Origin of the sequence: Kitasatospora sp. NPDC101155 (genome assembly GCF_044768305.1) — a bacterium.
GTDB lineage: Bacteria > Actinomycetota > Actinomycetes > Streptomycetales > Streptomycetaceae > Kitasatospora.
Genome location: NZ_JBIWPN010000016.1, coordinates 163,031 through 186,112 on the forward strand (window position 1 = coordinate 163,031; position 23,082 = coordinate 186,112).

A 23,082-nucleotide genomic window follows, 5' to 3' on the forward strand; every position below is an offset into this window, starting at 1 on the left:
GGGGCCTCGGAGCGGGTGCGGTCGTGGTTCCCAGGGTATTCGGAGCCGATCGCACGGCGGATTGCGCAGAATCCGCCCACCCCGCCCCGTCCGGTCCGGGGTGGCCTGGTCAGCGGAGCAGGTCCGCCAGCTGGTCGAGCGCGGTGGCGAGGTCGAGGGGCCGCAGGGCTCCGGGAGGCCGGCGGGAGCCGGACCACCCGGGTCCGGCGGCCAGGACGACCGGGCGGGTGCGCGCACCGGGAGGACCCCAGGCCGCCCGGGCGACGCGTACGGCCAGGGCCCGGTCGGCGGTGCCGGCGACCTGGGACCAGAGCAGGACGGCGGGCGGGCCGGTGCGGCGGACCGCTTCGAGAAGCGCTTCCGGAGGCAGGGCGGGGCCGCACATGCGGAACGGCAGGCCGCGTTCGGCCAGCCCGGCGGCGACCGCTTCCAGCGCGAGGCCGTGCAGTTCGGCGGGGCCGTACCAGATCGGCACGCTCAGCGGCGCGCGGTCGCCTTCTCTGGGATCCGCGACACTCAGCACTCCGACTCGCCGGTCGCCGAGGAAGCTTTCCCGGTCGTGCTGCGACATGGCGGGCAGCATCAGCCAAACCCCTTTTCTGGTCAGGAAGTTGAGGTCCGCAGTGGCTCCTGTTCCGCCTTGGTCACGGCGGACGGCGCGTCACTTGCTCATCGGATGGAACGGCAACCACCGATCGGGTGGCGTCGGCGCCGGTGCGGCGAGGGGCCGCCGGTGCGCCCCGGCGGCCGGGGTCGTCTCCGTAGGAACAGCATGACGCTCTTGGCACGTACAGTTACAAGGAGATCACTCTGCTGTCGTGAACATGTCATTCACTGGCCTGAATCCGACCGGCTGCGACACCGCTGCGGGATCAGCAGAACAGGGCCGGGTTGGGCAGTTGTGCCCAGTGGTCGCCTTCGGGAGCGAGCCGCATCGAGGTGAGGGCCTTGACCGGCAGCGGGTCCCTCAGAAGGGCGTGCAGGTCGGAGGTCGCCGGGAGGCCTCGGGCGGCGGCCGCCAGGAGCGCGCCGAGGCCCGGTGCGTCTCCGGCCAGTGGGCCCAGCGCTCCGGTGAGCAGGCAGCCGAAGACCTTGCGGCGCAGGGTGGTGGGATCGTCGTCCAGGAGCCGACCGGTCATCGGCGGCCGGAGTCCGTGGCGGGCCAGACGGGTTGGGCTGATCCGGATGTCGGCGAGGTCACGGTAGACCAGTCGCCGGGCTCGGCCCTGCCGGTCAAGGACGGCGAGCAGGTTCTGCCCGTGCGCTTCCAGGGCCACGCCCAGGTCGAGCAGGTCCAGGCAGATCCCCACGGCCAGGCGCGCGAACTCGGCGATCCGGTCCCGTCGTTCGTCGGTCGCAAGCGCTGCGAAGCACGCGGGTAGCTGCGCCACCGGCACCACCTGCTCACCCGGCCCCGCGTACGCGTACGGGGACTGACGCAGCACCGCGGCCAGATCCGGTGTGCCGTCTCCTGCCGCTGCCAGGGTCCGCGCGATGTGCAGTCGGCCTCCGAGGTGCTCCGCGGCCCGCTCGACGATCTCGGAGGTGGTCAGCGCGTGCTCCACCGAGTAGGCCGAGATGTCGCGTACCGCGGAGGTGAGTTGGACGCTCAGCGCGGTCTTCACGTGGATGTTCCCGCCGAGGTCGAGCGTGCGCAGGGACAGCAGCGGATGGGCGTTCGGGCCCGGCCGCAGGGGTCGTCCGGTCAGGACGTGCTCCACCTGCCAGGGGTGCACCGGGATCAGCACGAGCCGGCCGTCGAGCAGGTCCGCCGGCCACGGGCCGCGCACCATGGCGTCCGCCACCGGTGCGAGCCGCAGACCCACCACCGGCCGGTGCTCCGGTGCGTACGCGAGCTGTTCGGCGGCCGAGAAGCCCGGACGGGACCGGCAGGCGGGGTGGTAGGGGTGCCCGTCGGGTGACCGCTGCTCCCACTCCCACGGCATCGCGGGCGGCCCGGCGGGGTGCGGGGCGGTGCGGGAGAGCGCCATCGAGGCGACGCTGTGATCGAGCTCGCCGGCGAAACGTCCGCCACCGGGTACGGCCAGGGCCGTGAGCAGGTGGGCCGGATGGTCGAACGGCCGGCCGTCCAACTCCACGCGGGCGACGGCCGTCCCGGTGGCCCACGGGTCCGACGGCGGTCCGTGCAGCACCCGCCCGTCCGCAAGCCGCAGGCTGGTGCCGTCCCGCCCGGAAAGGCGTCCCGCGATCCAGGGCAGCGGCTCGTGGACGAGCCCCCGCCACAGCCGCGCCAGCACCGCGGACCGGGCCGCGGGCAGCGCGGCGAGATAGCCATCGACCAGCTCGGGGCGGATGTCGTCCAGCTGCTCCGCCAGCTTCCGTTCAGCGGCACTGTCAGGCATGTGACCTCCTATCACCAGCTGGGCCGTTCCAGACATGATGACGGCCGGTGGATGATATTGGTGGCTGATGGATGACTTCGCTCGGACAGCTGACGCGCTGTCCGTCGCCCCGCTGCTCAACTGCCTTCTGCGCGAAGCCGTCGAACCGTCGGTGAGCACGTCCACCGGTCACACCGCTCACACCGTCCACCGGCTGAGTACCACCGGCCGGCTGCTCCGCGTGCGCACCGGCCACCGGCCCTCCTCCCCCGAGCTGTGGACCGGTGCGACCTGGCACGCCCTGGACCACGCCGACCTCGTCGAGGTCACCGCCCGGGAGATGCGTGCCGCCACCGGGCGCTCCAACCCCGCCCTGGTCGCCGAGGCGACGGCCAGTCGCACGGCCCTGGGGGCGATCCTCGAAGCCCGCGCACGCGCCACCCCACCCGAGGACCCGTGGCTGCGCTCCGAGCAGGCGCTCGTCATGGGACACCCCTGCCACCCGGCCCCCAAGGCCCGCAGCGGTGGCGGCCCGCCCGCCGCCTGGCTGCGCTACGCCCCGGAGGCGTACGCGCGATTCCCCCTCCTGCTGCTCGGTGTCCGTGCCGACGCGGTGATCGACGAAGGCTGCACCCGCGCCCTCGACGCGCTGGGCCAGGCGCCGCCCGGCTACCGCCTGCTGCCCGTCCACCCCTGGCAGTTCGCCCTCACCCACCACCTGCCGGCCGTACGCACCGCCTTCGCCGAGGGGCGGCTCGTTCGGCTCGGCAGCACCCCCTGGCAGGCCCGGGCGACGTCCTCGGTACGCACGGTCCACGTCCCGGGAAGCCCCGAGCGTCCCGGATCGGCCGATCTGTTCCTCAAGTTCAGCCTGGAAGTGCAGATCACCAACGACGTCCGGCGGATGCGGCGGCACGAACTCTGCCAGGGGCGCCGCACCGACCCGCTGGTCGCGGCCGCCTTCGCGGCCATGGGCGGCCGGGCGACCTGGTTGGGTGAACCGGGATACCGTACGGTTCGCGGCCTTGAGGAGACCCTTCCGGTCCTGGTCCGCGACGGCCTGGACGAGCACCTGGTGCCGGGCGCCACCGCGGTACTGACCGCCGCGCTCACCGAAGGCTTCGACGGCAATCCACTCGATCGCGTCGCCGACCCGCTGCGCTGGTGGGAGGCCTACCTGGGCCACCTGGTCCCGCCGGTGCTGGAGGCGTACGCGTGCCACGGTGTGGCGGTCGAGTGCCACCTGCAGAACACCCTGATCGCCGTGGACGCGGACGGCCATCCCGTCCAGGCCGTCTTCCGTGACGCCGAGGGAGCCAAAGTCGTTCCCGAGACGCCTCACGAGGCGGCCTGGCGCCGCGTGGTGTACTGCCTCGTCGTCAACAACCTCGGCGAGATCGCCAACACCCTCGCGCACCGCTTTCCCCGGGTGGCGGGCGCGCTGTGGCCGGCCGCGCGGCAGGAGTTCGAGCGGTGCGAGAAGGAACTCGGCCTCCCGGAAGCTGCGGCGCTGCTGGCCGCAGCCACGGTGCAGGGCAAGGCCAACCTGCTCTCCCGCTGGCTCGACGCGGACGGCACCGAGCCCCGGTTCGTGCCCGTCCCCAACCCACTGGCCGCCACCCGGGGTCTTCCGTAGCGGACCACCTGCGCCGCGCCCGGCCCGCGCGGCGGGGATTCGAAGGGGCCCGGGTTGGGCACCTTGCCTGCCGGGGCAACGTGGGCGGGCCCGGGACGATCGGACGAGGACAGTGGGGCTGCGGTGGTAGGAGAAACTGATCGCGCTACCGGGGTCGAGGTGAACCCGGTCGCGGGACACATTGGGGCGGAGATCACCGGCGTCGACCTGGCGGACGATCTCGATGAGGCCGTGATCGCGGCGATCAGGACGGCGCTGCTGCGGTGGAAGGTCGTCTTCTTCCGGGAGCAGCGACTGGACCACGCCGGGCACGTGGCACTCGCCCGACGCTTCGGGCGCCCGATCGTCTGGCCGCGACGCGGCAGCGCGTCCCCGCCGGACGTGCCCGAGATCGAGACGACGGCCGATCGGCTGGAACTGTCCGGACGGTACGGCATGGACCGGGCGGAGTGGCTTCACCGGCGCAACGACAGCCTGCTGCACCCTTGGCACTCCGACTGGAGCAACCACATCGACCCGCCGGCCGCGACGATCCTGCGGGCCGAGACCGTACCGCCTTACGGCGGTGACACCACCTGGGCCAACCTCGCCGCAGCCTACGCGGGACTGTCGGCGCCCGTGCGCGACTTCGTGGACGGACTGCGGGCCGAACACCGACTCGGAGTCGGCTACCAGCCGAGGCCCGGCCATGACGCGTACGTCGAGCACCTGCTCGGTCATCAGATGGCCACGGCCCACCCATTGGTACGCGTCATCCCGGAAACCGGCGAACGCGTACTGTTCGTCAACGGTTTCTACGTCGAGGAGATTATCGGCCTCTCCCGCCCGGAGAGCCGGGCGGTCCTGGAGATGCTGCTGGAGCAGGCGGTCCGCCCCGAATACACGGTCCGGTTTCGCTGGGAGCCGGGCAGCGTTGCCTTCTGGGACAACCGGACCACCGTTCACATGGCCCCTCGTGACACCGCGCACCTCGACTTCCCGCGGATCATGCACCGGGTGTTGATCGCCGGAGACGTGCCGACCGGTGTGGACGGCAAACAGTCAGAGCCCCTCACCGTCGGCGATCCGGAACTCCGGTGAGGCACCGGCCCTACGGAGGGCGCGGGTGGAGGCCGGCCCAGGCGGGGACGGACGGGGTGTCATCGTCGGGTCCCGGCGGTGAGCGGCCGTAGCCGGTGGACGTCGTCGAACAGGGCGCGCTCGGCCAGGTGGGCGGCGGTGAGGGCGGCCAGGGCAGCGGCGGAGAGCATCATGTACATCACGACGATCTGGTAGCGGATCGCGGTGAGCGGGTCGACGCCGGCCAGGATCAGGCCGGTCATCGCACCGGGCAGGCTGATCAGCCCGACGGTCCTGGTGGAATCGACGGCGGGGATCAGCGCCGTACGCAGGGTCGAGCGGAGATGGGGCGCGAAGGCGTCGACGGCGGGCAGGCCCAGGGCGAGGCGGGCCTCGATGGCGGGGCGCGCGGTGCGGGCCTCGTCGCGAAGGCGCACCAGGACGAGGGTGGTGGACTGCATCGCGCCGGAGACCACCATGCCACCGACGGGGATCACCACCCGGGCCTGGGGGGCGATGACCCCGAGGGCGAGCAGCACGCCGAGGGTCGCGGCGGAGCCGACAGCGGCTGCGGCGGTGGCGATCGGCAGGGCGTGGGGCATCCCGGCGGAGCGGCCCGCGCAGACGCGCCCGGCCGTGATCACCATGAGCGCGAGCCAGCCGGCGGCTCCGGCCACGCCGGTGTTCTGGAAGACAAAGACCAGGATCGCGCCGACGGCGGTGAGTTGGACGCCGGCGCGGGCGGCGGCAACGGCGATGTCCCGGGCCAGGTGCAGCCGCTTGCGCCACGCCACCGCGATCGCCGGCAGCACCAGGGCAATGGAGGCGGCAACCCCGGCCCAGGTCGGTACGGCCGTGTTCACGTGCCCTTCCGGAGGTAGTCGACATGGTCCGCCGGCCCCGAGGCGACCAGACATCCGCTCCGCAGGACCAGGACGTGGTCGGCGACCCGGCGCGCCTGCGGCACGTTGTGGCTGACCAGCACCACCGCGAGCCCGTCCGCGACCAGGCCCTTGATCGTGTGCTCCACCGCCTGCGCGCTCTCCGCGTCCAGCGCCGAGGTCGGCTCGTCGAGCAGCAGCACCTCCGGACCGACGGCCAGCGCTCGCGCCAGGCAGACCCGTTGGGCCTCGCCACCGGACAGCCCGGCCGTGGACCGCTCCAGCATCCCGGCCGGCAGGCCGACCCGCTCCAGCAGCACGGCCGCCTGGTCCTCTTCGAGGTCCGGGCGGCCCACCCGCAGGTCGTCAACCACACGGTCGGTGAGCAGCACCGGCTGCTGGCCGACCAGCCCGACCCGGCGGCGCAGCTCCAACACGTCGAGCGCCGGCAGCGGCCTGTCCCGGAAACGGACGACACCCGACGTCGGCTCAGCCAGCCGGTTCAGCAACCGCAGCAGCGTCGACTTGCCCGCTCCCGACGGCCCGACCAGCGCCGTGCACGCGGCGCCGGGGATCTGCGCCGCGAGGCCGTCCAGCAGCAGTCGCCCGGCGCGGCGCACAGTCACGCGGTCCAGGACGAACGACAGGGGCGCGTCCGCCCTGGGCCTTTCCCGATCGCAGGTGCGGGCGCCGTCGCGGTCGCGGTCGCGAACAGCGATGGCGAAGGGCTCGTCCACGGGCCTCCGTTGCTGGTGGGACGGCGGGCGGGGCCGTGCCGGTGGACACGGGTTCGCCCGGGGCGTGCGGGTCGGGTGGGCAGCGGACGGACGTCCGGAGGTCGTAGCCGCCGGGGACGACGGCGTACCGGGCGGCCAGATGCGAAGCGAGCAACCTCGAACATCTGCACGTGGGTCGAGGCGAGGGTGGCGGTGGCGGTGGCCTCGGCGAGGACCTGATCGGCCTGCTCGACGCTCTGCTGCACGACGAGGTGGAAGTCGTACGTGGTCGCCGACTGGACGTCATGGGCGCCCACGTAGCTGAGCTCCTCGACCTCCGACCGCCAGCTGATCGGCATGCCGTCGCTGGTCCGGTTCCACCCGTACGCCAGACCCGTGTGCCGGGCCGCGGCGTGCACCAGCCGGAGCTCGACCAGGGTGACCAGGCCGGCGACACGGCGGTCCTGCGGCTGGACGGCGACGGAAGCGCTGTCGGGCAGACCGGCGGCGGCCGCACCGGCTGCCAGTGCGGCCGGAGTGGCACGCCTGGTCATGAATCGGTCCATGCGCCTCATCGTGCCGGTTCGACCGCCGACACCCGTGGTGATAACCACCGAGCCCACTCGTACGGAGGACGGACCGCTGTTCACCAACGATGGATAGATCGCTCCAGACGAACGCCATTGATTCCGCATTCCGGGGCGCCCCCGGTGTAGCACACGTCACCGGATGTCCACTGAACGACACGACCCCTTTGTCCGACCTCATCGGCAACCCATTCGCTGCTCACTTCGGCACGGCATCAAAACAGGCGGTGGCGCTCTCCAGCGTCCCGTACTCGTAGTCGCTGGTGCGCACCGCGAACTGCCCGCCCGGGAGCAGCTTCTTGGCCTGATCGGGGTCGTGGGCGCGGCGCGGGAGCGTCGTGTCGTACCAGGACTGGTGGCGTCCGAGCGCGTCGTCCGCGATCTCGCCGTAGCCGAGGGTGACGGTACGGACCATGGCCTCGCGGTCGATCGCGTACTTGACCGACGGCGCTGCCGGTCGCCTGGATCACGCTGGTCGACTCGGCTCCGGATCCGGCGAAGGCCGCGCGGAGCCTGCCTCCTCGCCGGGGTGCGACGGAGGCCGTCGGACTCGTCGCCGCAGCCAGCGGAGGCCGGGCGGTCGAGCTGCTGCTGCACGCTGTGAGCAGGCCGCTGCCGAGCACCGCGCCCGCGCCGATCGCGCTCAGCATGGCTCTGCGGGATATCTGGTGGTTGGTCATCTTGCCCTCATTCATGGGCGGCGCCACAACTCTAGAGTGAAACGATAATGCTTTTCAATAACCCTGAAAGAGAAGCGAGCTCAGGCATGCCACCGGCGAAGCATTGCCCGCTTTCGCCATGCATGGGTAGGTTTGGAGACGTCGAGGAGAGGGCGGACACCATGAGCACCCCAACCGACCACGCGACCCACAGTGCACACGAGCACCATCACGGCGAAGGCTGCGGCCATGTCGCCGTCCCGCACGCCGACCACGTCGACTACGTGCACGACGGCCATCTGCACCGCGCCCACGAGGGCCATGTCGACGAGTGCGAATCCGCCACCCACCTGGAACACTCCGACCACGCGCACGACCACGGCGAAGGCTGCGGGCACACCGCCGTGCCCCACGGCGACCACGTCGACTACGTTCACGACGGACACCGCCACGCCGCCCACGCGGGACACTGGGACGATCACTGACCCTGCCGGCGCGCAGCGCACGACCACCAGGACACGACTGTCACCCCACTGCCAGACGCAGCCGACATGGCAGAACCCGGCCTGCCGCGGCAGCCATGCGTGATCGAACACCGACAGGCCGTTGCCGTCCCCGCCGGCCGGGGCAAGCTGACGATCCCGGGCCGCCGGCAGCGGCGCTGGGGCGCCCGGGGGCGTCCCGGGGTTCCATGTCGGTGAGCGCCTCGGTCACCGCGGTGCGGGCCGAGGCCGGCCCGGGTGGCGATCGCGTCGAGCAGGGTGTCCCACCGGCGGCCGTGAGTGGAGGAACGTGCACGGCGGAGCGGTAGGGCTTCCTCCTGGCTGCCAACCCGAGTGAGAGCCGCCTCTCATTCCCCGGTAGCTCCGTCGATGCGTTCGCGGAGGAGGTCGGCGTGGCCGTTGTGGTGGGCGTACTCCTCGATCATGTGGATCAGGATGCAGCGGAGCGAGAAGACGTCCCGGCCGAAGTGACCGGTGGCGTCGAGGGATTCGGCGGCGTCCACGATGGCGCTGGATCGGGCGCACTCCTCGTGCCAGATCTCGAACGCTTCGGCCGGGTCTGCGGTGTCGACATCGAATGCGCCGCCTTCGCTACGGGGCCAATGGGACTTGGTGCGCTCGCCGTGAAACACGTTGCGGAACCAGGTCCGCTCGACGTCGGCCATGTGTCGAAGGAGTCCGAGCAGGGAGAGTCCCGAGGGTGGCACGGCTCGCTCCCTCAGCCGCTCGGCGGTCGGCCCCGTGCACTTCATGGCCAGCGTCTCGCGCTGGTACTGCAGGAAGCCGGTCAGCGTCGTGCGCTCATCGGCCACCCTGGGTGGCTCGGGCCTCTTCCGGGCGTCCATCGTGACTTCGTCCAGTCCCGGTCGATCGACGACATCTCGGGCGGAATGCGCCCCATGCATCGGGCTGTCCTGCCGCCTCCCGCCGTCACGGTGGTGGGGCGCCCAGGGGCGGCGTGGACTCGTCCTTATCAGTGTCGCGCAGAGTGTCCCGGCCGCGATCGACAGGACGACGATGCGGCTGCGGCGGTCCCCGGAGGGCGGGCCGGCGCTCGGCGCGGCCGAGGCGCTCCAGGTCGTCCACCAGGCTGACAATCGCGCTCCGCCGTGCCCAAGGTGGTCACTCAACTCCCGCTGCAGGGCACCCTCGGCCATCGCCAGGTAGCGGGGCGGAGAACAGTGCCACAGCCGGAGTCCGGGCTCCTCCTGAAGGACGCCGGAGCTTCGAACAACTATTCGCGTCGACAATGATCGGTCCTGACACACAGCCCGGCTCCCGGAGTCGGCGGCTTGACCTAGCGTTGAAGCATGGGCACCGATCCGGTGAGGCTGTTTCTCTGCGGCGACGTGATGCTCGGGCGGGGTGTCGACCAGATCCTCCCCCACCCGGGCGATCCGACCCTGCGGGAGTCGTACCTCTGGGATGCACTGACCTACGTCGAGTCGGCGGAGGCTGTGAACGGCCCGATTCCTCGTCCGGTCGACTTCTCCTGGCCCTGGGGGGAGGCCCTGCGGCTCCTCGACAACGCCGCGCCCGACGTCCGGGTGGTGAATCTGGAGACGAGCGTCACCCGGAGCGACGACTTCGCACCAGGTAAGCAGGTGCACTACCGGATGGCTCCTGCCAATCTCCCCTGCCTGGCCGCGGCCCGGCCCGACGCCTGTGTGCTGGCCAACAACCACGTACTCGACTTCGGGCGCCTCGGGCTCGAAGAGACGCTCGGAACCTTGGCGCATGCGGGACTGCGGGTGGTGGGGGCAGGACGGGACACGAGCGCGGCCCGGCGGCCCGCGATCGTCCCGGTCGACGGCGGCAGGCGGGTTCTGGTCTTCGCGTTCGGGACGGCCTCCAGCGGGATTCCGCCGACGTGGGCCGCAGCCGAGGACCAGGCCGGCGTCGCCCTCGTATCGGAAACCTCGGACGCGGACGCCGCCGAGGTCGCCGACCGAGTACGGCAGGTGAGGCGACCGGGCGACATCGTGGTCGTTTCGATCCACTGGGGGTCCAACTGGGGCTACCACGTCTCACGCGCTCAGATCCGCTTCGCGCATGCGCTGATCGACGCAGGTGTCGACGTGGTGCACGGGCACTCCTCACACCATCCCCGTCCCATTGAGGTCTACCGCGGGAAGCTCATCCTCTACGGCTGCGGCGACTTCATCGACGACTACGAGGGCATCTCCGGCTATGAGGAGTACCGGGACGACTTGCGCCTGCTGTACTTCGTCTCGGTCGAGCCGGACACCGGAGAGCTGGTCGGCGCACGCATGGCGCCCGTACAGGCCCGACAGATGCGTCTCACGCTCGCATCGCACGAAGACTCCCAGTGGGTACGGGAGATTCTCGACCGGATCAGCCGCGTCTTCGGCTCACGCATCGATCTCGATCCGGACGGCGTGCTCGGCCTCCGGCGGACGCGATGAGAGCGGACGTGACCGGAGAGGTTCCTCCCGCACGAACAGCAGCCTCTTCCGCCTCCACCCCACCCGAACCGCCGCCCCAACAGGCCCGGTTTTGCTCAACCTCCCACTCCGAGGGTCAGGTCACCGAACGGATCAGCTACTCCCAGGAATCGACCCCCGCCTCATACGAGGCTCCCGCGTCCTTGTCGTGGAGGAAGCGTGGGTCCACCATGTCCTGGAGCGAGTTGTCGCTGATCGGCCACGGCTGCCACTCGTTCCGCAGGAGCTTGAGCAGGAACTCGGCCATGGCGGCAATTGCGGCAGACTGATTGTCACTCACGCTACGGCTCCCATCAGACCGGGTCCAAGTCAGTTCAGTCAACGAGCCGTAGACCCGGCCCCGCGGCAGCGCCTCGTCATCCATGCCGCCGGCATCCCAGCTGGCACCGACACCGCGCGGGCGCACCGGGGTTGCCGGGTCACCACCGAGCCGGTTCGGCGTCGACGCCCTGGTCGTCGTCCTGGTCGCCGTGGGCGGCATGGTGGCCGGCCTCCAGCGCCTGGGTCCCCTCGTGGAGCAGCTCGGTGATCCAGTCGACGACGCCCGCCGGGAGACGGAGGGCGCGCTGTCCGATTTCGTACGGGGTGCCGATGGTCAGCCAGCCGTCGGCGCCGGCGCCCGTGCCGGGTGGGGCGGAGTGGTCGGCGAAGGCCTGAAGGGCGTCGGCGAGGTCGGCGGCGGCCTCGCTGTCGTTGTCGGTGTTCACCAGCTCGCCGGGCCTCGGGGGTCGGCGGGTTCCGGGCTCTGGCGGATCGCGCTGGCTGGTGCGGGCACCAGCCCCAGTCGTCGAAGTCGGGGCCCCAGCGGACGAGGGCGATCCAGGTGGTGGAGCCCTGGTGCAGTCGCCGGCGCTCCACCCGGCCGGCCCGCCACCGGCCGTCGAGACGGATCTGCACCCACCGCCAGCGGGGCTCGGTGTCCCAGCTCCGGCCGAGACCGCCCACGTCGTGTCCGAAGCTCCGACTTGGCCCGGTCGTCATGAGAACCCCATCATGTCGTCGGGGAGTTGCCGGTTCGGCTAGCGATCGGACATGGAGGGAGCGAGATGCCCGTGGGAGCGGAGAACGCGGACGGGGGCGACGGGGACGGCGGTCTGTCGCCGCAGGAGCGTTTCGAGAGCTGGCGGTACCTGATCGGGCGGACCCGGGACTGCGAGATGACCAGTGCCCACGCCGACGACTTCGCCGCACAGATGCAGCGTTCGGAGCTGGGGCCAGTGGTCGTGCTGGGGACGTCGTTCCCGTCCGTGCGCTTCCTGCGGACCGAGCGCATGATTCGGCGGTCGGATCCGGAGTTGGTCCACCTGACACTGATGCTCAGCGGCACCATGGCGATGAGGCACTGTACCGACCGGACCGAGGTCTACGGGCCCGGCGACATGTTCCTGGCCGACAGCTCACATCCGTACGAAGCCCGCGCCACCAGCGCCCGCGGCACCGGCCCGGCGCAGCCCCGGGTCGAAGGCGTGGGCATCGACGTCCCGACGGCGCTGCTGCCGATCCCCCGGCGCCAGTGGCGCGATCTACTGGGCCAGGGGCTCCTCGGGCGCAATGGCGCCGGCGCGCTGCTCCTGGAGTTCCTGCGGGGCCTGGACCGGCAGGCCGCCGTGCTGCGGCCCGCCGAGGCATCCGGGATCGGGGCGGTCGTGGTCGACCTGGTGGCGGCGTGGATGGCCCGCGAGCTCGACGCCGAGCACACGCTGTCGCCGAACGCCCGGCGGCGGGCCCTGGTGGAGAACGTCCGGTCGTTCATCCGGCACAACCTCCACAACCCCGGTCTGACCCCGTCCGAGGTCGCCGCCGCCCACCACATCTCCGTCAGCTACCTGCATCGCCTGTTCACCCAGGAGTCGCAGGGCGAGACCGTCGCTGCCTGGATCCGTGGTCAACGGCTGAGGAAGGCCCACCGCGAGCTGGCCGACCCCGCGCTGCGCGGGCTGCCGGTCCACGCCATCGCCGCCCGCTGCGGCATCCCCCGCGCCGACAACTTCGGCCGCGTCTTCAGGAGCGCCTACGGGCTCTCGCCCCGCGACCACCGCCCAGGCACCCGGGCGAGCACCCGGGTGCGGCCGACACTGCTCACCACCATGACTCATCCGCTCCGCCTGACCGGAGAGCCCGAGGCCGAGCCCCCTCAGCCGAGCGGCTTGTCGAGGACCGCCTTGGCGTGGCTGAACGTGTCGATGGAGTACTCGCCGTGGTAGCGGCCCATGCCACTCTCGCCGACGCCGCCGAACGGCAGCTCCGGGACCGCCAGGTGCGACACGGGCAGGCCGAAGACGAGCGCACCGGACGAGGTCTCCTCGGCCAGCCGCCGCTTGGTGCGGTCGGAGTCGGTGAAGGCGTACAGTGCGAGCGGCTTGTCGCGCTCGTTGATGAAGGCGATCGCCGCGTCGAGGTCGGGCACGGTGATGATCGGCAGGATCGGTCCGAAGATCTCCTCCCGCATCACTGGAGCCTCGGGCGAGACATCGGCGAGCACGGTGGGTGCGACGTAGCGGGTGGCGCGGTCGTGGCCACCGCCGGTGACGACTCGCCCCTCGGCGAGCAGAGCGGTGAGACGGTCGAAGTGGCGCTCGTTGACGATCCGCCCGTACTCGGGGTCACCGGCCGGGTCGTCGCCGTAGGCCGCACGAACGGCGGCGGCCAGTTCGGCCTCGAGCGCGGCAGCGGTGTCGCCGACGGCCAGCACGTAGTCGGGGGCGACGCAGGTCTGGCCGGCGTTGAGGAACTTGCCCCGGGCGATCCGCTGCGCGGTCACGGCCAGGTCGACGCCGGGCTCGACCACGACGGGGCTCTTGCCGCCGAGTTCGAGGGTGACGGGGGTGAGGTGCTTGGCGGCGGCCGCCATGACGATCCGCCCGACCGCGCCGTTGCCGGTGTAGAAGATGTGGTCGAAGCGCTGCTCCAGCAGCGCGGTGGTCTCCGGGACGGCGCCCTCCACGACAGCGACGGCCTGCGGGTCGAGGTAGCGGGGCAGCAGACGGGCGATGGCCGCCGAGGTCGCCGGGGCCAGCTCGCTGGGCTTGACCACGACGGTGTTGCCGGCCGCCAGGGCGCCCACCAGCGGGGCGAGGGCCAGCTGCAGCGGGTAGTTCCACGGAGCGACGATCAGCACCACACCGAGCGGGTCGCGGACCACCCGGGCCTCCGCCGGGAGGAATGCGTCGGGAACGGCGGCCGGCTTCGGGTGCAGCCACTCCTCCAGGTGCTTCACCGTGTGGTCGAGTTCGTTGAGGGTGAAGGCCACCTCGGTGCGGTACGCCTCGGCAGCACCCTTGCCCAGATCGGCGTTGAGGGCGGCCAAGAGCAACTCCGACTGCTCGGTGAGCAGCGAGCGCAAAGCCCGCAGCTGGTCGAAGCGCCAGGCGAGCGGCTTGGTGCGCCCGGATCGGAACGTCGCACGCAGCCGCTTCACGACGGTGCCGGCGTCGGTGGCGAGGGCCTCGACCAGCCGGTGGGCCAGCGCCGCGGAGGAAGCCGGATTCTGCCCGGTGTACAGGTTGCGGTCGACGACGGTGTGCGGGGTGAACGGGGCGGCCTCGGCGAAGTCGGCACCCAGCTCGACCAGACGGTCCTGGACCAGCCACTCGGCGCGGTCGGCCAGGCCGACCGCGGTCTCCTCCGCGTTGGTGAACGCGGTCATGCGGTAGCCGGCGAAGGGCCAGCTGCCGTCCTTGCGGCGCGCGGCGAGCAGCGCGGCCGGTGCGTGGCAGACCACGCCCAGCGGCCGGCCCGAGTCGAGGGCGCGGGTGAGGATCCGGCCGGACGCCTCGTTGACCGCGAGGTCCTCCATGGGGCCGTGGCCGCCGGGGTAGAAGACCAGGTCGTAGGCGTCCGGGTCGATCTCCTCCAGCGTGGCGGGGCTGGAGAGCGAGGCCCGGATGGAGTCGAGGTACGCGGCGATGGCATCGGCCCGCTCCTGGCCGCCGTTGGCCGCAGTGGTCAGGCTGCCGCGGTCGACGGTGGCCGCGACACCGCCGGGCGTGGCGATGGTGATCTCGTAACCGGCCTCGCGGAAGACACGGTGCGGCTCGGCGAGCTCCTCGGCCCAGTAGCCGGTCGGGTGGGCGGTGCCGTCGGCGAGGGTCCAGTGCGTGGCGCCGGTGACGACGAAGAGGACGGCGGTCATGGTGGTACTCCAGAATGAGTTGAGGTCTTCGATGATTGAGGACCTCAAGTAATGCGGTCGACGGTAGACCTCAATGGTTGAGGATGTCAACTAATCCCGCCCGCACTCGACCCATGACCAGTGTCACCCCGCACACCGCACCCCCGTCTGTCGAGCCGATCGACCCTCCGGCCCAGATCGGCGGCCCGGACGACGACCGAGGCACAGCAGCAGGACCAGGCCGAGCGCGGGCGAGCAGGAACCGGACGGCAGGCACAGGCGAGCGACCCCGGCGAAGCGGACGGGCCTACGGTCCCCGCCCGTCGGAACTGGCCCGGTGGGCACCGGTAGCCATAACGGCCCGATGCCTTCGACCTCACGGGTCTGGCCGCCGTCCTGGCCGGGCGGCCCGGCCGCGTTCGACCGGGCGGCTCGCGCAGGACGGCCGAGGCGGGTGCCGCGTCGAGTGCGCCGACTCAGGTGAGGTCGGCGACCGTGATCGCACCGTCCGGCCACTCGGCGGGCCTTTCGAGCAGTCGGCCGATGGGCGAGTCGCTGGTGTCGGTGGTGGAGCCGGCGCGCACGGCGTGGCCGAAGTCGCCGTGGTCCGGGCACTGCTGCTGGTCGTCGGTGGCGATCAGTGCCGCGCGGGCGAAGAGCGCCGGCGACAGTGCGTTCTTGTGCGGCATGTCGGTGCCGATTCCGGTGACGTGCGCGCCCGCGCGGACGTCACCGGCCTGCAGGACCAGGGCGGTAGCCGGTGTGGTGGTACGGATGCTCGTCATGGGCCGGACGGCCCGGCCAGCCCGCGGGGTGACCTCATGGGAGCAGCGGCCCCGCCGGCCCGAGGCAACCGAACTGCCAGGACCAGCGGGGCCTGTCGTACACCGGCCGGAGAGCGGGCCGGCTCTATTCGGCCGACTTCCAGGGGCGGGCGAACTCGTGCAACGCCGCAACCGCGGCGGGGGCGAGCATCCGGTCGTTCACCGGTGTGCCGGCCGGGTGCAGGAAGTGGTCCAGGCCGTCCAGAGTGCGCAGGCCCGGGCCGGTGGCGTGTGCCCGGGCCAGGGCGCCGAGCAGTGGCAGCGTGGTCGCGCAGGGCACGTTGGTGTCGGCGGTGCCGCAGGTGACGGCGACCCGGGTGCCGGGCCGGATCGCCCGGGCGGCGTCCGGCGGGTAGACGGCGTCGTCGCTGCGGACGAAGCGGGCGTTGTTCGGGCCGAACAGGGCGTTCAGCAGCGCGGCGAGCGGGGGCAGCAGGGCGCTGGTGTCGGCGGGTCGACCGGCCCGGAAGTCCGCGATGGCGGCGGCCAGGGCCGCCTTGTTCACCCGGGACACCTCCTCGGTGATCTGCCCGGCCGCCACGGCCTGGTCGAGCTGGGTGTCAAGTTGGGCGGCCAGGAGGTCCAGCAGGCGCTCGTCCTGCGGGGCCAGCAGTGCGAGGCCGGCCGGCGCGGGTCGGACCGTCCGGGCGAGGAGCAGGGCCTGCAGTCCGCCCTCGCTGTGGCCGACGACCAGCAGGGCGTGCGGGTCGGCCTCCGGCTGGTCGCGCAGGGTGGTGTAGGCGGCCGCGGCCTGGCGGGTGAAGGCGGCCAGGTCCAGCCGGCCGGGGTCGCCCTGGTAGGCGCCGGCTCCGGTGCTGCCGGTGAAGTACTTGTCGAAGCGCAGCGTCATCACGCCGTCGGCGCCGAGGGCGTCGGCTATCAGCGCCAGGGTCCCGGGCGTGAGCTGGGGCGGCTCGTCACCGTTGCGGTCCGTCGGGCCGCTGCCGGGCAGCAGTAGGGCGGCGGCAAGGTGGTGGCCGGTTCGGTGGGCGGGCACGTGCAGGGTGCCGTAGGCGGTGGTGCCGTCCACCGTGAACTGCACCGCGCGGTCTGCGGCGGGGACGAGTGCGGCCGGTACGGCCGCACTCGCGGCGGGTGCGCCCAGTCCCGTCATGGTGACCGCGGCCAGCGTGGCGGCGGTCGCTAAGCTGCTCCAACGCATCTGTTTCTCCTGTGAGTTGGGGTGTGATTTCGAATTCCGGGAGCTCAGCGGCCGATCAGCTGCAGGGCCGTGATGAAGACGGCCAGCCCCACCAACAGCAGCAGGCATCGCGGATTGCCGAAGTTGATGGTCCAGCCGATGCCGAACCGCTTGGCGACGAAGAGGGACGGGTCCTGCCGGTTGACGTAGAACAGCCCGCCGGCGCGCCAGTAGCGGTCGTCGTCCGGGGCCACCACCCGCGGGTCCGTCGGCTCTCCCGCCGCGCCGTCCGGTTCACTCGTCGCCAGGCGGCGCCCGCCCTGCCCGGTACGCAGCGCGATCGCGACGACGACGAGCAGGCCGGCCGTGATCGGCGCCAGCACGGGGGCAGGGGAGAACGAGAGGTCGCCGTGCCAGGCCTGCCAGGCCGCGGCCAGCATGCCCAGGTTGACGCAGGCCCCCAGCAGCATGACCGAACCTGCGGTCCGGACGACGAATCGCCGGTGCCGCGCAGCGCTGGTCGCCGGCCGCGCCGGGTCGAGTTCGGCCCGGGAGCGGAGGACCAGCCAGGTCACCAGCAAGAGCAGCCCAGTGAGCGCAAGTTGGATGAGGACCGGTGTGAAGGCGGTGCCGATCGACTTGTCCGCCAGCCGGTCGGCCTCCCCGTGGGTGGCGTAGTGCATCGGCAGCCGGTCCGGCATCGACGGGTACTCCACTGCGGCGAGCACTGCGGAGAACACGGGGACGAGCAGCGCGGGCACGGCCCACCGCCAGGGATAGCGCACCGGATCGGTCCGCAGCGAGGTGTCCACGGCGACCACCTGGCGCAGGCCGCCGTACCAGTCCTCACCGCGCTTGACCGTCAGGATCGCGCGACGTGCGCGCAGGTACCCGACCGTGGACACCCCCACGATCGCCGTGGACGCTCCTGCGAACAACGGTGTGCTCGGGAACGCGAGGCAGCATACGAGCTCGGCCGCGAGCACCGCCCCGCCGACGCCACCCACCCACCAGCGGTACGCGCGCCGCTGCTCGGCGACCACGGGGGCGTTGACGTGTGTGGGCGGGGTCCGCACCCCGAAGGGCACGGTCGGCCCGGTGAGGGCGGGCATCAGCCACGCCATCAGCAGTATGACGAACGGTATGACCACTTGAACGGCAGCTGTTCCGGACATCATGCCGGCTCTCCTAGGCCTCTGTGTTCCACGTCGAGCTCTCCATCGGACGGCTCGCCGACCTGCTTGCCGAGCCGGGCTCCGAAGGAGCCGACGACCCCTCCGCACATCGTCAGCACGGCCGCCGCGTCCACCCCTTGCGCCGCCGCCTCGGCAAGCAGCGTCCGCAGCCGGGTCGACCACTCGTCGGCGAAGCCGGGAGGCGGCGGTCCGGAGTGCGGGTCCCGCTGCACCACGGCGCCGCTCTTGCGGTTCAGCCGTAGCAGTCCCTCCTGGCGCAGCAGGTCGTAGGCCTTGTTGACGGTGTGGAAGTTGATGCCGAGGTCGCCGGCCAGCTGTCGGGTCGACGGCAGGGCGCTTCCCTCCACCAACTCGCCCACCGCGATGGCCGTCACGACCTGGTCCCGGATCTGCTGGTAGATCGGGACGGCGCTGCTCAGGTCGATACTCAGGATCACGCGTGACTCCCCGGGATGCATCTGCTCTATTACTTATAGAACAGACCATCAGGTGCTTGCAAGAAAGGGAACGTCAGTGTGGCGTCAAGACGGCCGTTACTGCCGCGCCGAGCGCGGGGGCGCAGCCACGCGGAGAGGTTGTCAAGACTTGTGGATCCGCCCTTGCAGAGGCCCCAAGCCTCAGTCGATCACTCAGCGTAGCCGGACCACAGAGCCACCTCCTGGTGGTTCGCCGGCGCGGTGGGTCCGGCGCCCATCACGAGCAGGGCGACCGACGGGTACCGGCGCGGGTGTGGCCGGGGTGGGCACGGCGCCACCAGTGCACCTACGGTCGGCGCGCTCCTCCCCGGAGCGGGCCGGGTCGCTGTCGCGAACCCTGGTACGGAACAGCTCACGGTAGGCGGTGAACTTCACGGCGACCCGGGCCGGGGCCATGGTGGATCGGTCGACTTCGACCATGAGCACCGGCACGCCGATCTCCGCTGCCTGCCACACCGTCCGGGCGCACCTTCCGTTTCCCGCCCGGCAGCAGGAACTCGGTCTCGGTCGACCAGGAACGCACGGTGCCAACGCCGTCCGCGGCCGAGGCGCGGTGCGGCCCAGGACGAAGGCGAACACGGTCTCGTTGGCGGCCATCGCGTGCGGCGTTCGGGAACTGGTGTGGTGGCTGAGGCTCCTTTTCCACTCCCCAGCGCCGCAGGACCGCAGGACCGTAGGACCGCAGGACCGTAGGACCGCAGGACCGCGTGTACGGTCCTGCGGTCCTACGAGCGACCGCTACACCTCAGCGGCCGTGGAAACCGACGGGACCGGGCGCGGCGCGCCGCCGGCGGCCACCGTGTGCTGCCCGCGCCACCACCGCACGGCCGCCGGCTTCGCCTGCACACCGGGCATCGCGACGGACTTGATCAGCTCCCCCGTGCGCCCGCGGATGTCGATGCGGACCGGCAGTGTGCGGCCCCGCACGCGGGTCCCACCAGCCCCGGCCGAGTGCACCTGGCCCAGTATCCGCGTCACGGTCATGACGAGCGACGCCGCCACGGCATCCTCGGTGATCCGCCCGGTGTCGTCCCCGAGCCAGTGCAGGACGAGTGCCCAGTCGCCGCTTCGGGTCGCCGTGCGGGGCTGGGTGGGCTCCGCGCTGAGGCCGAGCTCGGCGAGGGCCTCGATCAGCGACTCGACGTCCTGGCCGTCGAGGTGCTGGAAGTTCTCTTCGATGAGCAGCTGTGCCATGAACGTTCCCCCATGTGATGACCGGTCGGACACGGCCGCGGACTGTGCGCCCTGCGGGACGTCGTCTTCCGGCGACAATGCCGAACTCCTAAGGCCGGCTGAACATGCTGACCGAAGTTCTCCGACGATGAATCAATGATCGCCATGATGTTGACGGTCGTGCCAGTCACCTGGTTTCCGCTCTCCGCTATCTTGACGCTTTCCAAACACATGGACTGCGGATCCTACGAGTCGGGCAGCACATCAACGAGACAGAATCCCGGAAGCAACGGATTACTCCTCTGCGCGTCCCAGGAGGGCCGGGCCCACCGCCCGGACGTGCTGTTCCCCTACCTGGACAACGACATCTCGTCCTACCCCTACCTGGGCTGACCATCACCGGGGGCAAGAACACCCGCACCACACACCCGACGCTGATGGTCGAGGAGATGGACGCCTGCCACCTCTCCCCCGTCATGCGCGCCACCGGATGCCGCCTGCGGCGCATCCCCTCACCGGTGTCGAGATGGAGCACGTCCCGCAGAGTGAAGCCCGCGCCCTCCACGGCTTCCCCGGGGCACGCCAGGGGACGACGCCAAAGCCCGTGCTCCTTCCGGCCGTTGGGCCGGGAGACACCGCCGGGCTACAACCGGCCCGGCCACGCCCACAGAGGAGACCCACACCCATGAGCACCACCGAAGCGACGACCGAGAGGCCGTTCAGCAGGATCAAGGTCCGGATCACCGGCCTCGTCTTCTGCGGCGACGACGTCGCGCTGCTGCGCCCGGACCGCACCGACTCGACGCACTACACCACCATCGGCGGCAACATCGCCGCCGGCGAGGACTTCCGCGACGCCGCCCTCCGGGAGCTGCAGGAGGAACTCGGGCTCGCGCCGGACCAGGTCGGCAATCTGGAGCTGGTCGCGATGGCGGACGCCCGGGTCGCCCGGCCCGGAGCTCCGGCCGCCTGCCTGCCCGGCGGTGTGGTGCTTCTTCTCCGTCGCGGTGCCTGTCGGAGCTGGACGCCGGGCGGGTCGCCGACTGTCAGTCGATGCCTTCGATGATGCGGAAGTCGCGCTCGACGCCGTCGGAGAGGGCGACCAGCGCCTCCTGGTAGGCCTCGCTCTCGCGTGCCGCGAGGGCCTGTTCAAAGCTGTCGAACTCGATCAGGATGGTGCGCTCGGCGATTCCGGCGTCGTGTGCGACGACCCGACCGTCACGGGCGAGGAGCCGCCCGCCCCCGGCCCGGACGGCCGGACCGGCCAGTTTGTTGTAGGCAGCCAGCTTCTCAGGGTCTGAAATGGTGCGGTAGACACTGACCCAGTAGCCCTTGGGCACGGAACCTCCAGTGTTCGTAAGAGCACATCTGACTTTGTATTAGCAATTCAGTTCGATCGTATCCGACAGCGGGTCGCCGGGATGATCCGGAGCACGAGCTGGTCGGCTCCGACCCTGCGGTCGACGGCGAGGGCTCCGCAGCGGACAGCCCCGCCGCCCGCGCCCTCACGGTCCACCTCCGCACCCCGGCCAACACCCTGTGCACGGGCACCTGGACGCACGCGGTCTCCACCGTCCAGTTCCAGCGCTCGGCGGGCGGCACACTGGCCTGGAGCTTCGAGCTCTCCAACACCGCGAAGGCCGCGCTCGGGCCGGCCGTGACCGTGACGATGCCGTACTCCTACGTCAACGGCCGCGCCATCAACCCGCCGTACCACCCGCACACCGAGCCGAACTGGTACAACTTCCACGGCAGCCTCAACAGTTACCAGTTCATCGGCGGCGGCGGCGGTGGCGCCATCCAGACCGGCAACAAGGTCACCTTCTACTGGTTCCTGAAGGGCTCCAAGCCGAACACCGTGGCCGACCGTTACATCACCTGCCAGATCCCGACACCCGGCAGCGCCTGACCGGCCGGCGGAAGACGAGGAGGGACGAACCGATGCACGACGACGGCAAGCAGCGGATCCGGATCCTGGACGGGCGGCACGAACTCACGGTCCACGCCCTCACCATGACGACGGAGGCGTTCACCGTGGCGTACTCCGTCACTCCGCCGCTGCCTGACGACCTCCCTCCCGTCTCCCCCGCCGCGCCGCCACTGTTCCTCTGGCTGGAGGCCGTCGACGACCTCGGCAACCAGTACACCGACTACGGCGGCGCACACGGGCTGAGCACCGACGGGCTTCGGACCGAGGGTTCCGTCTCCGGCCGACCCGCGATCGCCGCGGAGGCCGACTGCCTCACCGTGCGGATGGTCTTCCTCCGCGGGGTGCCTGAACAGGCTTACGAGTTCTCGCTGCCGCTGTCGGACGAGGGCTGAGGCCCCGCAATCATGAATCAAGACAGGATGAAGGTGCTGCGGGAGCGGGTGATCTTCGCTTCCAGGGCCACGGCGCTGGTGCTCGCGGTGCCGGCCTCGGGACGCGGCCTCAGTGGCGTGGTCATGGGGAGCCTTCCTTGCGCTCGTCCTCGTCGACGATCTCGGCGTCCACGACTTCCTGCTCCTCGCCCCGCGGGGCGCCGGCACCGCCACTCGGCGCACCGGGGGTGGCCTGGGCGTAGATGGCCTGGCCGAGCTTCTGACTGACCTGGGCGGCCTTCTCGCTCGCCGTGCGGATCGCGGCGGTGTCCTGGCCCTTGAGCTTCTCCTTGAGCTCCGTCAGAGCGGTTTCGACCTCGCTCTTCACGTCGGCCGGGATCTTGTCCTGGTTGTCCCGGAGGAACTTCTCCGTCGTGTAGACGAGTTGCTCGCCCTGGTTGCGGCTCTCGGCGGTCTCACGCCGGCGGCGGTCCTCCTCGGCGTGCTGTTCGGCCTCGCGCATCATCCGGTCGATCTCCTCCTTGGGCAGGGAGGAACCGCCGGTGACGGTCATCTTCTGCTCCCGGCCGGTGCCGAGATCCTTCGCGCCGACGTGCATGATGCCGTTGGCGTCGATGTCGAAGGTCACCTCGATCTGCGGCAGGCCCCGCGGCGCGGGGGCGATGCCCGTCAGCTCGAACATGCCGAGCTTCTTGTTGTACGCCGCGATCTCGCGCTCGCCCTGGTAGGCCTGCACGGTCACCGAGGGCTGGTTGTCCTCGGCGGTCGTGAAGACCTCCGAGCGCCTGGTAGGGATCGTGGTGTTGCGCTCGATCAGCCTGGTCATGATGCCGCCCTTGGTCTCGATGCCGAGGGACAGCGGAGTGACGTCCAGCAGCAGGACGTCCTTGACCTCACCCTTGAGGACACCGGCCTGGAGCGAGGCGCCGACGGCGACGACCTCGTCCGGGTTGACGCCCTTGTGCGGGTCCTTGCCGGTGAGCTTCTTCAC

27 protein-coding genes and 2 pseudogenes are annotated in these 23,082 nt (G+C 71.3%); 9 read left to right on the forward strand and 20 right to left on the reverse strand.

Annotated elements, in window-relative coordinates; translation table 11 throughout:
- Positions 1-109: 109 nt before the first annotated feature.
- Together ACIRYZ_RS24875 and ACIRYZ_RS24880 are read right to left on the reverse strand one after the other, a co-directional pair.
- Entirely contained in the window at positions 110-571 is a 462-nt protein-coding gene (locus tag ACIRYZ_RS24875; RefSeq protein ID WP_402947759.1) for a hypothetical protein, read from the reverse strand.
- Between the two features lie 301 nt (positions 572-872).
- Positions 873-2,363: an IucA/IucC family protein gene (locus ACIRYZ_RS24880; protein WP_402947761.1), complete on the reverse strand. Its 1,491-nt coding sequence runs from the start codon at positions 2,361-2,363 to the stop codon at positions 873-875.
- Between the two features lie 67 nt (positions 2,364-2,430).
- On the opposite strand from ACIRYZ_RS24880, the gene ACIRYZ_RS24885 reads away from it, so the two are divergent.
- Complete coding sequence (locus ACIRYZ_RS24885; protein ID WP_402947763.1) at positions 2,431-3,978, forward strand: IucA/IucC family protein; 1,548 nt, start codon at positions 2,431-2,433, stop codon at positions 3,976-3,978.
- Between the two features lie 123 nt (positions 3,979-4,101).
- Positions 4,102-5,058 (forward strand): TauD/TfdA dioxygenase family protein, encoded by a 957-nt coding sequence (locus tag ACIRYZ_RS24890; RefSeq protein WP_402947765.1) that lies wholly within the window; start codon positions 4,102-4,104, stop codon positions 5,056-5,058.
- A gap of 59 nt (positions 5,059-5,117) precedes the next feature.
- On the opposite strand, the gene ACIRYZ_RS24895 is transcribed toward ACIRYZ_RS24890, so the two are convergent.
- The 4 genes from ACIRYZ_RS24895 to ACIRYZ_RS24910 form a co-directional block, all read right to left on the reverse strand.
- Positions 5,118-5,900, reverse strand: coding sequence for an ABC transporter permease (locus ACIRYZ_RS24895; protein WP_402947767.1), 783 nt, complete (start codon positions 5,898-5,900; stop codon positions 5,118-5,120).
- On the reverse strand, positions 5,897-6,544 hold the full coding sequence (locus tag ACIRYZ_RS24900; protein ID WP_402947769.1) for an ATP-binding cassette domain-containing protein: 648 nt from the start codon (positions 6,542-6,544) through the stop codon (positions 5,897-5,899). Before ACIRYZ_RS24900 ends, ACIRYZ_RS24895 begins: the two co-directional genes overlap by 4 nt.
- A complete protein-coding gene (locus ACIRYZ_RS24905) occupies positions 6,541-7,200 on the reverse strand; it encodes a hypothetical protein (RefSeq protein WP_402947771.1) in 660 nt (219 codons plus the stop codon). Before ACIRYZ_RS24905 ends, ACIRYZ_RS24900 begins: the two co-directional genes overlap by 4 nt.
- A 220-nt stretch (positions 7,201-7,420) precedes the next feature.
- Entirely contained in the window at positions 7,421-7,651 is a 231-nt protein-coding gene (locus ACIRYZ_RS24910) for a hypothetical protein (RefSeq protein WP_402947824.1), read from the reverse strand.
- Between the two features lie 411 nt (positions 7,652-8,062).
- Between ACIRYZ_RS24910 and ACIRYZ_RS24915 the strand changes: the two genes are divergently transcribed.
- Positions 8,063-8,365 carry a hypothetical protein gene (locus ACIRYZ_RS24915; RefSeq protein ID WP_402947773.1) on the forward strand — a complete coding sequence of 101 codons (303 nt, stop codon included), beginning with the start codon at positions 8,063-8,065 and terminating at the stop codon, positions 8,363-8,365.
- A gap of 365 nt (positions 8,366-8,730) precedes the next feature.
- Here ACIRYZ_RS24915 and ACIRYZ_RS24920 read toward each other — a convergent pair whose 3' ends face one another.
- Positions 8,731-9,228: a DUF664 domain-containing protein gene (locus ACIRYZ_RS24920; protein ID WP_402947775.1), complete on the reverse strand. Its 498-nt coding sequence runs from the start codon at positions 9,226-9,228 to the stop codon at positions 8,731-8,733.
- A 124-nt stretch (positions 9,229-9,352) separates the two neighbouring features.
- A pseudogene (locus ACIRYZ_RS24925) lies at positions 9,353-9,591 on the reverse strand (MarR family transcriptional regulator); the annotation flags it as partial.
- 102 nt (positions 9,592-9,693) lie between these two features.
- Here ACIRYZ_RS24925 and ACIRYZ_RS24930 point away from each other — a divergent pair.
- A complete protein-coding gene (locus ACIRYZ_RS24930) occupies positions 9,694-10,809 on the forward strand; it encodes a CapA family protein (RefSeq protein WP_402947777.1) in 1,116 nt (371 codons plus the stop codon).
- A gap of 136 nt (positions 10,810-10,945) precedes the next feature.
- On the opposite strand, the gene ACIRYZ_RS24935 is transcribed toward ACIRYZ_RS24930, so the two are convergent.
- Entirely contained in the window at positions 10,946-11,128 is a 183-nt protein-coding gene (locus ACIRYZ_RS24935; RefSeq protein ID WP_402947779.1) for a hypothetical protein, read from the reverse strand.
- A gap of 139 nt (positions 11,129-11,267) precedes the next feature.
- Positions 11,268-11,555 (reverse strand): hypothetical protein, encoded by a 288-nt coding sequence (locus tag ACIRYZ_RS24940; protein WP_402947781.1) that lies wholly within the window; start codon positions 11,553-11,555, stop codon positions 11,268-11,270.
- Between the two features lie 339 nt (positions 11,556-11,894).
- Between ACIRYZ_RS24940 and ACIRYZ_RS24945 the strand changes: the two genes are divergently transcribed.
- The gene (locus ACIRYZ_RS24945) at positions 11,895-13,052 is read left to right on the forward strand and encodes an AraC family transcriptional regulator (protein WP_402947783.1); all 1,158 of its coding nucleotides are present in this window, start codon (positions 11,895-11,897) and stop codon (positions 13,050-13,052) included.
- Here the strand turns inward: ACIRYZ_RS24945 and ACIRYZ_RS24950 are convergent.
- The 8 genes and pseudogenes from ACIRYZ_RS24950 to ACIRYZ_RS24985 form a co-directional block, all read right to left on the reverse strand.
- Positions 12,983-14,302, reverse strand: coding sequence for an aldehyde dehydrogenase family protein (locus ACIRYZ_RS24950; protein WP_402947827.1), 1,320 nt, complete (start codon positions 14,300-14,302; stop codon positions 12,983-12,985). The genes ACIRYZ_RS24945 and ACIRYZ_RS24950 overlap by 70 nt on opposite strands.
- A pseudogene (locus tag ACIRYZ_RS24955) lies at positions 14,288-14,980 on the reverse strand (type 1 glutamine amidotransferase domain-containing protein); the annotation flags it as partial. The pseudogene ACIRYZ_RS24955 and the gene ACIRYZ_RS24950, both read right to left, overlap by 15 nt.
- Positions 14,981-15,435: 455 nt before the next feature.
- On the reverse strand, positions 15,436-15,744 hold the full coding sequence (locus ACIRYZ_RS24960; protein ID WP_402947785.1) for a hypothetical protein: 309 nt from the start codon (positions 15,742-15,744) through the stop codon (positions 15,436-15,438).
- Positions 15,745-15,868: 124 nt separating this feature from the next.
- A complete protein-coding gene (locus tag ACIRYZ_RS24965) occupies positions 15,869-16,945 on the reverse strand; it encodes an alpha/beta hydrolase family protein (RefSeq protein WP_402947788.1) in 1,077 nt (358 codons plus the stop codon).
- 44 nt (positions 16,946-16,989) lie between these two features.
- On the reverse strand, positions 16,990-18,102 hold the full coding sequence (locus ACIRYZ_RS24970; RefSeq protein ID WP_402947789.1) for a DUF1648 domain-containing protein: 1,113 nt from the start codon (positions 18,100-18,102) through the stop codon (positions 16,990-16,992).
- On the reverse strand, positions 18,099-18,557 hold the full coding sequence (locus ACIRYZ_RS24975) for a GntR family transcriptional regulator (protein ID WP_402947792.1): 459 nt from the start codon (positions 18,555-18,557) through the stop codon (positions 18,099-18,101). The genes ACIRYZ_RS24970 and ACIRYZ_RS24975 overlap by 4 nt, the downstream gene beginning before the upstream one ends.
- Positions 18,558-18,749: 192 nt before the next feature.
- Entirely contained in the window at positions 18,750-19,265 is a 516-nt protein-coding gene (locus ACIRYZ_RS24980; protein WP_402947828.1) for a replication-relaxation family protein, read from the reverse strand.
- Between the two features lie 69 nt (positions 19,266-19,334).
- A complete protein-coding gene (locus ACIRYZ_RS24985) occupies positions 19,335-19,790 on the reverse strand; it encodes a hypothetical protein (protein ID WP_402947794.1) in 456 nt (151 codons plus the stop codon).
- A 135-nt stretch (positions 19,791-19,925) separates the two neighbouring features.
- Here ACIRYZ_RS24985 and ACIRYZ_RS24990 point away from each other — a divergent pair, with 135 nt between their 5' ends.
- Positions 19,926-20,162 (forward strand): hypothetical protein, encoded by a 237-nt coding sequence (locus ACIRYZ_RS24990; protein ID WP_402947797.1) that lies wholly within the window; start codon positions 19,926-19,928, stop codon positions 20,160-20,162.
- A gap of 292 nt (positions 20,163-20,454) precedes the next feature.
- Entirely contained in the window at positions 20,455-20,835 is a 381-nt protein-coding gene (locus ACIRYZ_RS24995) for an NUDIX hydrolase (protein WP_402947799.1), read from the forward strand.
- On the opposite strand, the gene ACIRYZ_RS25000 is transcribed toward ACIRYZ_RS24995, so the two are convergent.
- Positions 20,816-21,109 carry a DUF1330 domain-containing protein gene (locus tag ACIRYZ_RS25000; protein WP_402947802.1) on the reverse strand — a complete coding sequence of 98 codons (294 nt, stop codon included), beginning with the start codon at positions 21,107-21,109 and terminating at the stop codon, positions 20,816-20,818. The genes ACIRYZ_RS24995 and ACIRYZ_RS25000 overlap by 20 nt on opposite strands.
- Before the next feature lie 317 nt (positions 21,110-21,426).
- Between ACIRYZ_RS25000 and ACIRYZ_RS25005 the strand changes: the two genes are divergently transcribed.
- Together ACIRYZ_RS25005 and ACIRYZ_RS25010 are read left to right on the forward strand one after the other, a co-directional pair.
- Positions 21,427-21,678, forward strand: a complete 252-nt coding sequence (locus ACIRYZ_RS25005) for a hypothetical protein (RefSeq protein WP_402947805.1) — start codon at positions 21,427-21,429, stop codon at positions 21,676-21,678.
- A gap of 32 nt (positions 21,679-21,710) precedes the next feature.
- A complete protein-coding gene (locus ACIRYZ_RS25010; RefSeq protein ID WP_402947807.1) occupies positions 21,711-22,091 on the forward strand; it encodes a hypothetical protein in 381 nt (126 codons plus the stop codon).
- Positions 22,092-22,212: 121 nt separating this feature from the next.
- Here the strand turns inward: ACIRYZ_RS25010 and ACIRYZ_RS25015 are convergent.
- A partial coding sequence (locus ACIRYZ_RS25015; RefSeq protein WP_402947810.1) for an Hsp70 family protein occupies positions 22,213-23,082 on the reverse strand: 870 nt, incomplete at its 5' end.

Bases quoted from the DNA above. Each gene is read 5' to 3' on its own strand.
- ACIRYZ_RS24875 (WP_402947759.1), bottom strand. From the start codon at position 571: ATGTCGCAGCACGACCGGGAAAGCTTCCTCGGCGACCGGCGAGTCGGA.
- ACIRYZ_RS24885 (WP_402947763.1), top strand. From the start codon at position 2,431: ATGGATGACTTCGCTCGGACAGCTGACGCGCTGTCCGTCGCCCCGCTG.
- ACIRYZ_RS25010 (WP_402947807.1), top strand. From the start codon at position 21,711: ATGCACGACGACGGCAAGCAGCGGATCCGGATCCTGGACGGGCGGCAC.
- ACIRYZ_RS24985 (WP_402947794.1), bottom strand. From the start codon at position 19,790: ATGGCACAGCTGCTCATCGAAGAGAACTTCCAGCACCTCGACGGCCAG.
- ACIRYZ_RS24990 (WP_402947797.1), top strand. From the start codon at position 19,926: ATGATCGCCATGATGTTGACGGTCGTGCCAGTCACCTGGTTTCCGCTC.
- ACIRYZ_RS24920 (WP_402947775.1), bottom strand. From the start codon at position 9,228: ATGGACGCCCGGAAGAGGCCCGAGCCACCCAGGGTGGCCGATGAGCGC.
- ACIRYZ_RS24960 (WP_402947785.1), bottom strand. From the start codon at position 15,744: ATGACGAGCATCCGTACCACCACACCGGCTACCGCCCTGGTCCTGCAG.
- ACIRYZ_RS24905 (WP_402947771.1), bottom strand. From the start codon at position 7,200: ATGGACCGATTCATGACCAGGCGTGCCACTCCGGCCGCACTGGCAGCC.
- ACIRYZ_RS24915 (WP_402947773.1), top strand. From the start codon at position 8,063: ATGAGCACCCCAACCGACCACGCGACCCACAGTGCACACGAGCACCAT.
- ACIRYZ_RS24945 (WP_402947783.1), top strand. From the start codon at position 11,895: ATGCCCGTGGGAGCGGAGAACGCGGACGGGGGCGACGGGGACGGCGGT.
- ACIRYZ_RS24930 (WP_402947777.1), top strand. From the start codon at position 9,694: ATGGGCACCGATCCGGTGAGGCTGTTTCTCTGCGGCGACGTGATGCTC.
- ACIRYZ_RS24880 (WP_402947761.1), bottom strand. From the start codon at position 2,363: ATGCCTGACAGTGCCGCTGAACGGAAGCTGGCGGAGCAGCTGGACGAC.
- ACIRYZ_RS24995 (WP_402947799.1), top strand. From the start codon at position 20,455: ATGAGCACCACCGAAGCGACGACCGAGAGGCCGTTCAGCAGGATCAAG.
- ACIRYZ_RS24965 (WP_402947788.1), bottom strand. From the start codon at position 16,945: ATGCGTTGGAGCAGCTTAGCGACCGCCGCCACGCTGGCCGCGGTCACC.
- ACIRYZ_RS24970 (WP_402947789.1), bottom strand. From the start codon at position 18,102: ATGATGTCCGGAACAGCTGCCGTTCAAGTGGTCATACCGTTCGTCATA.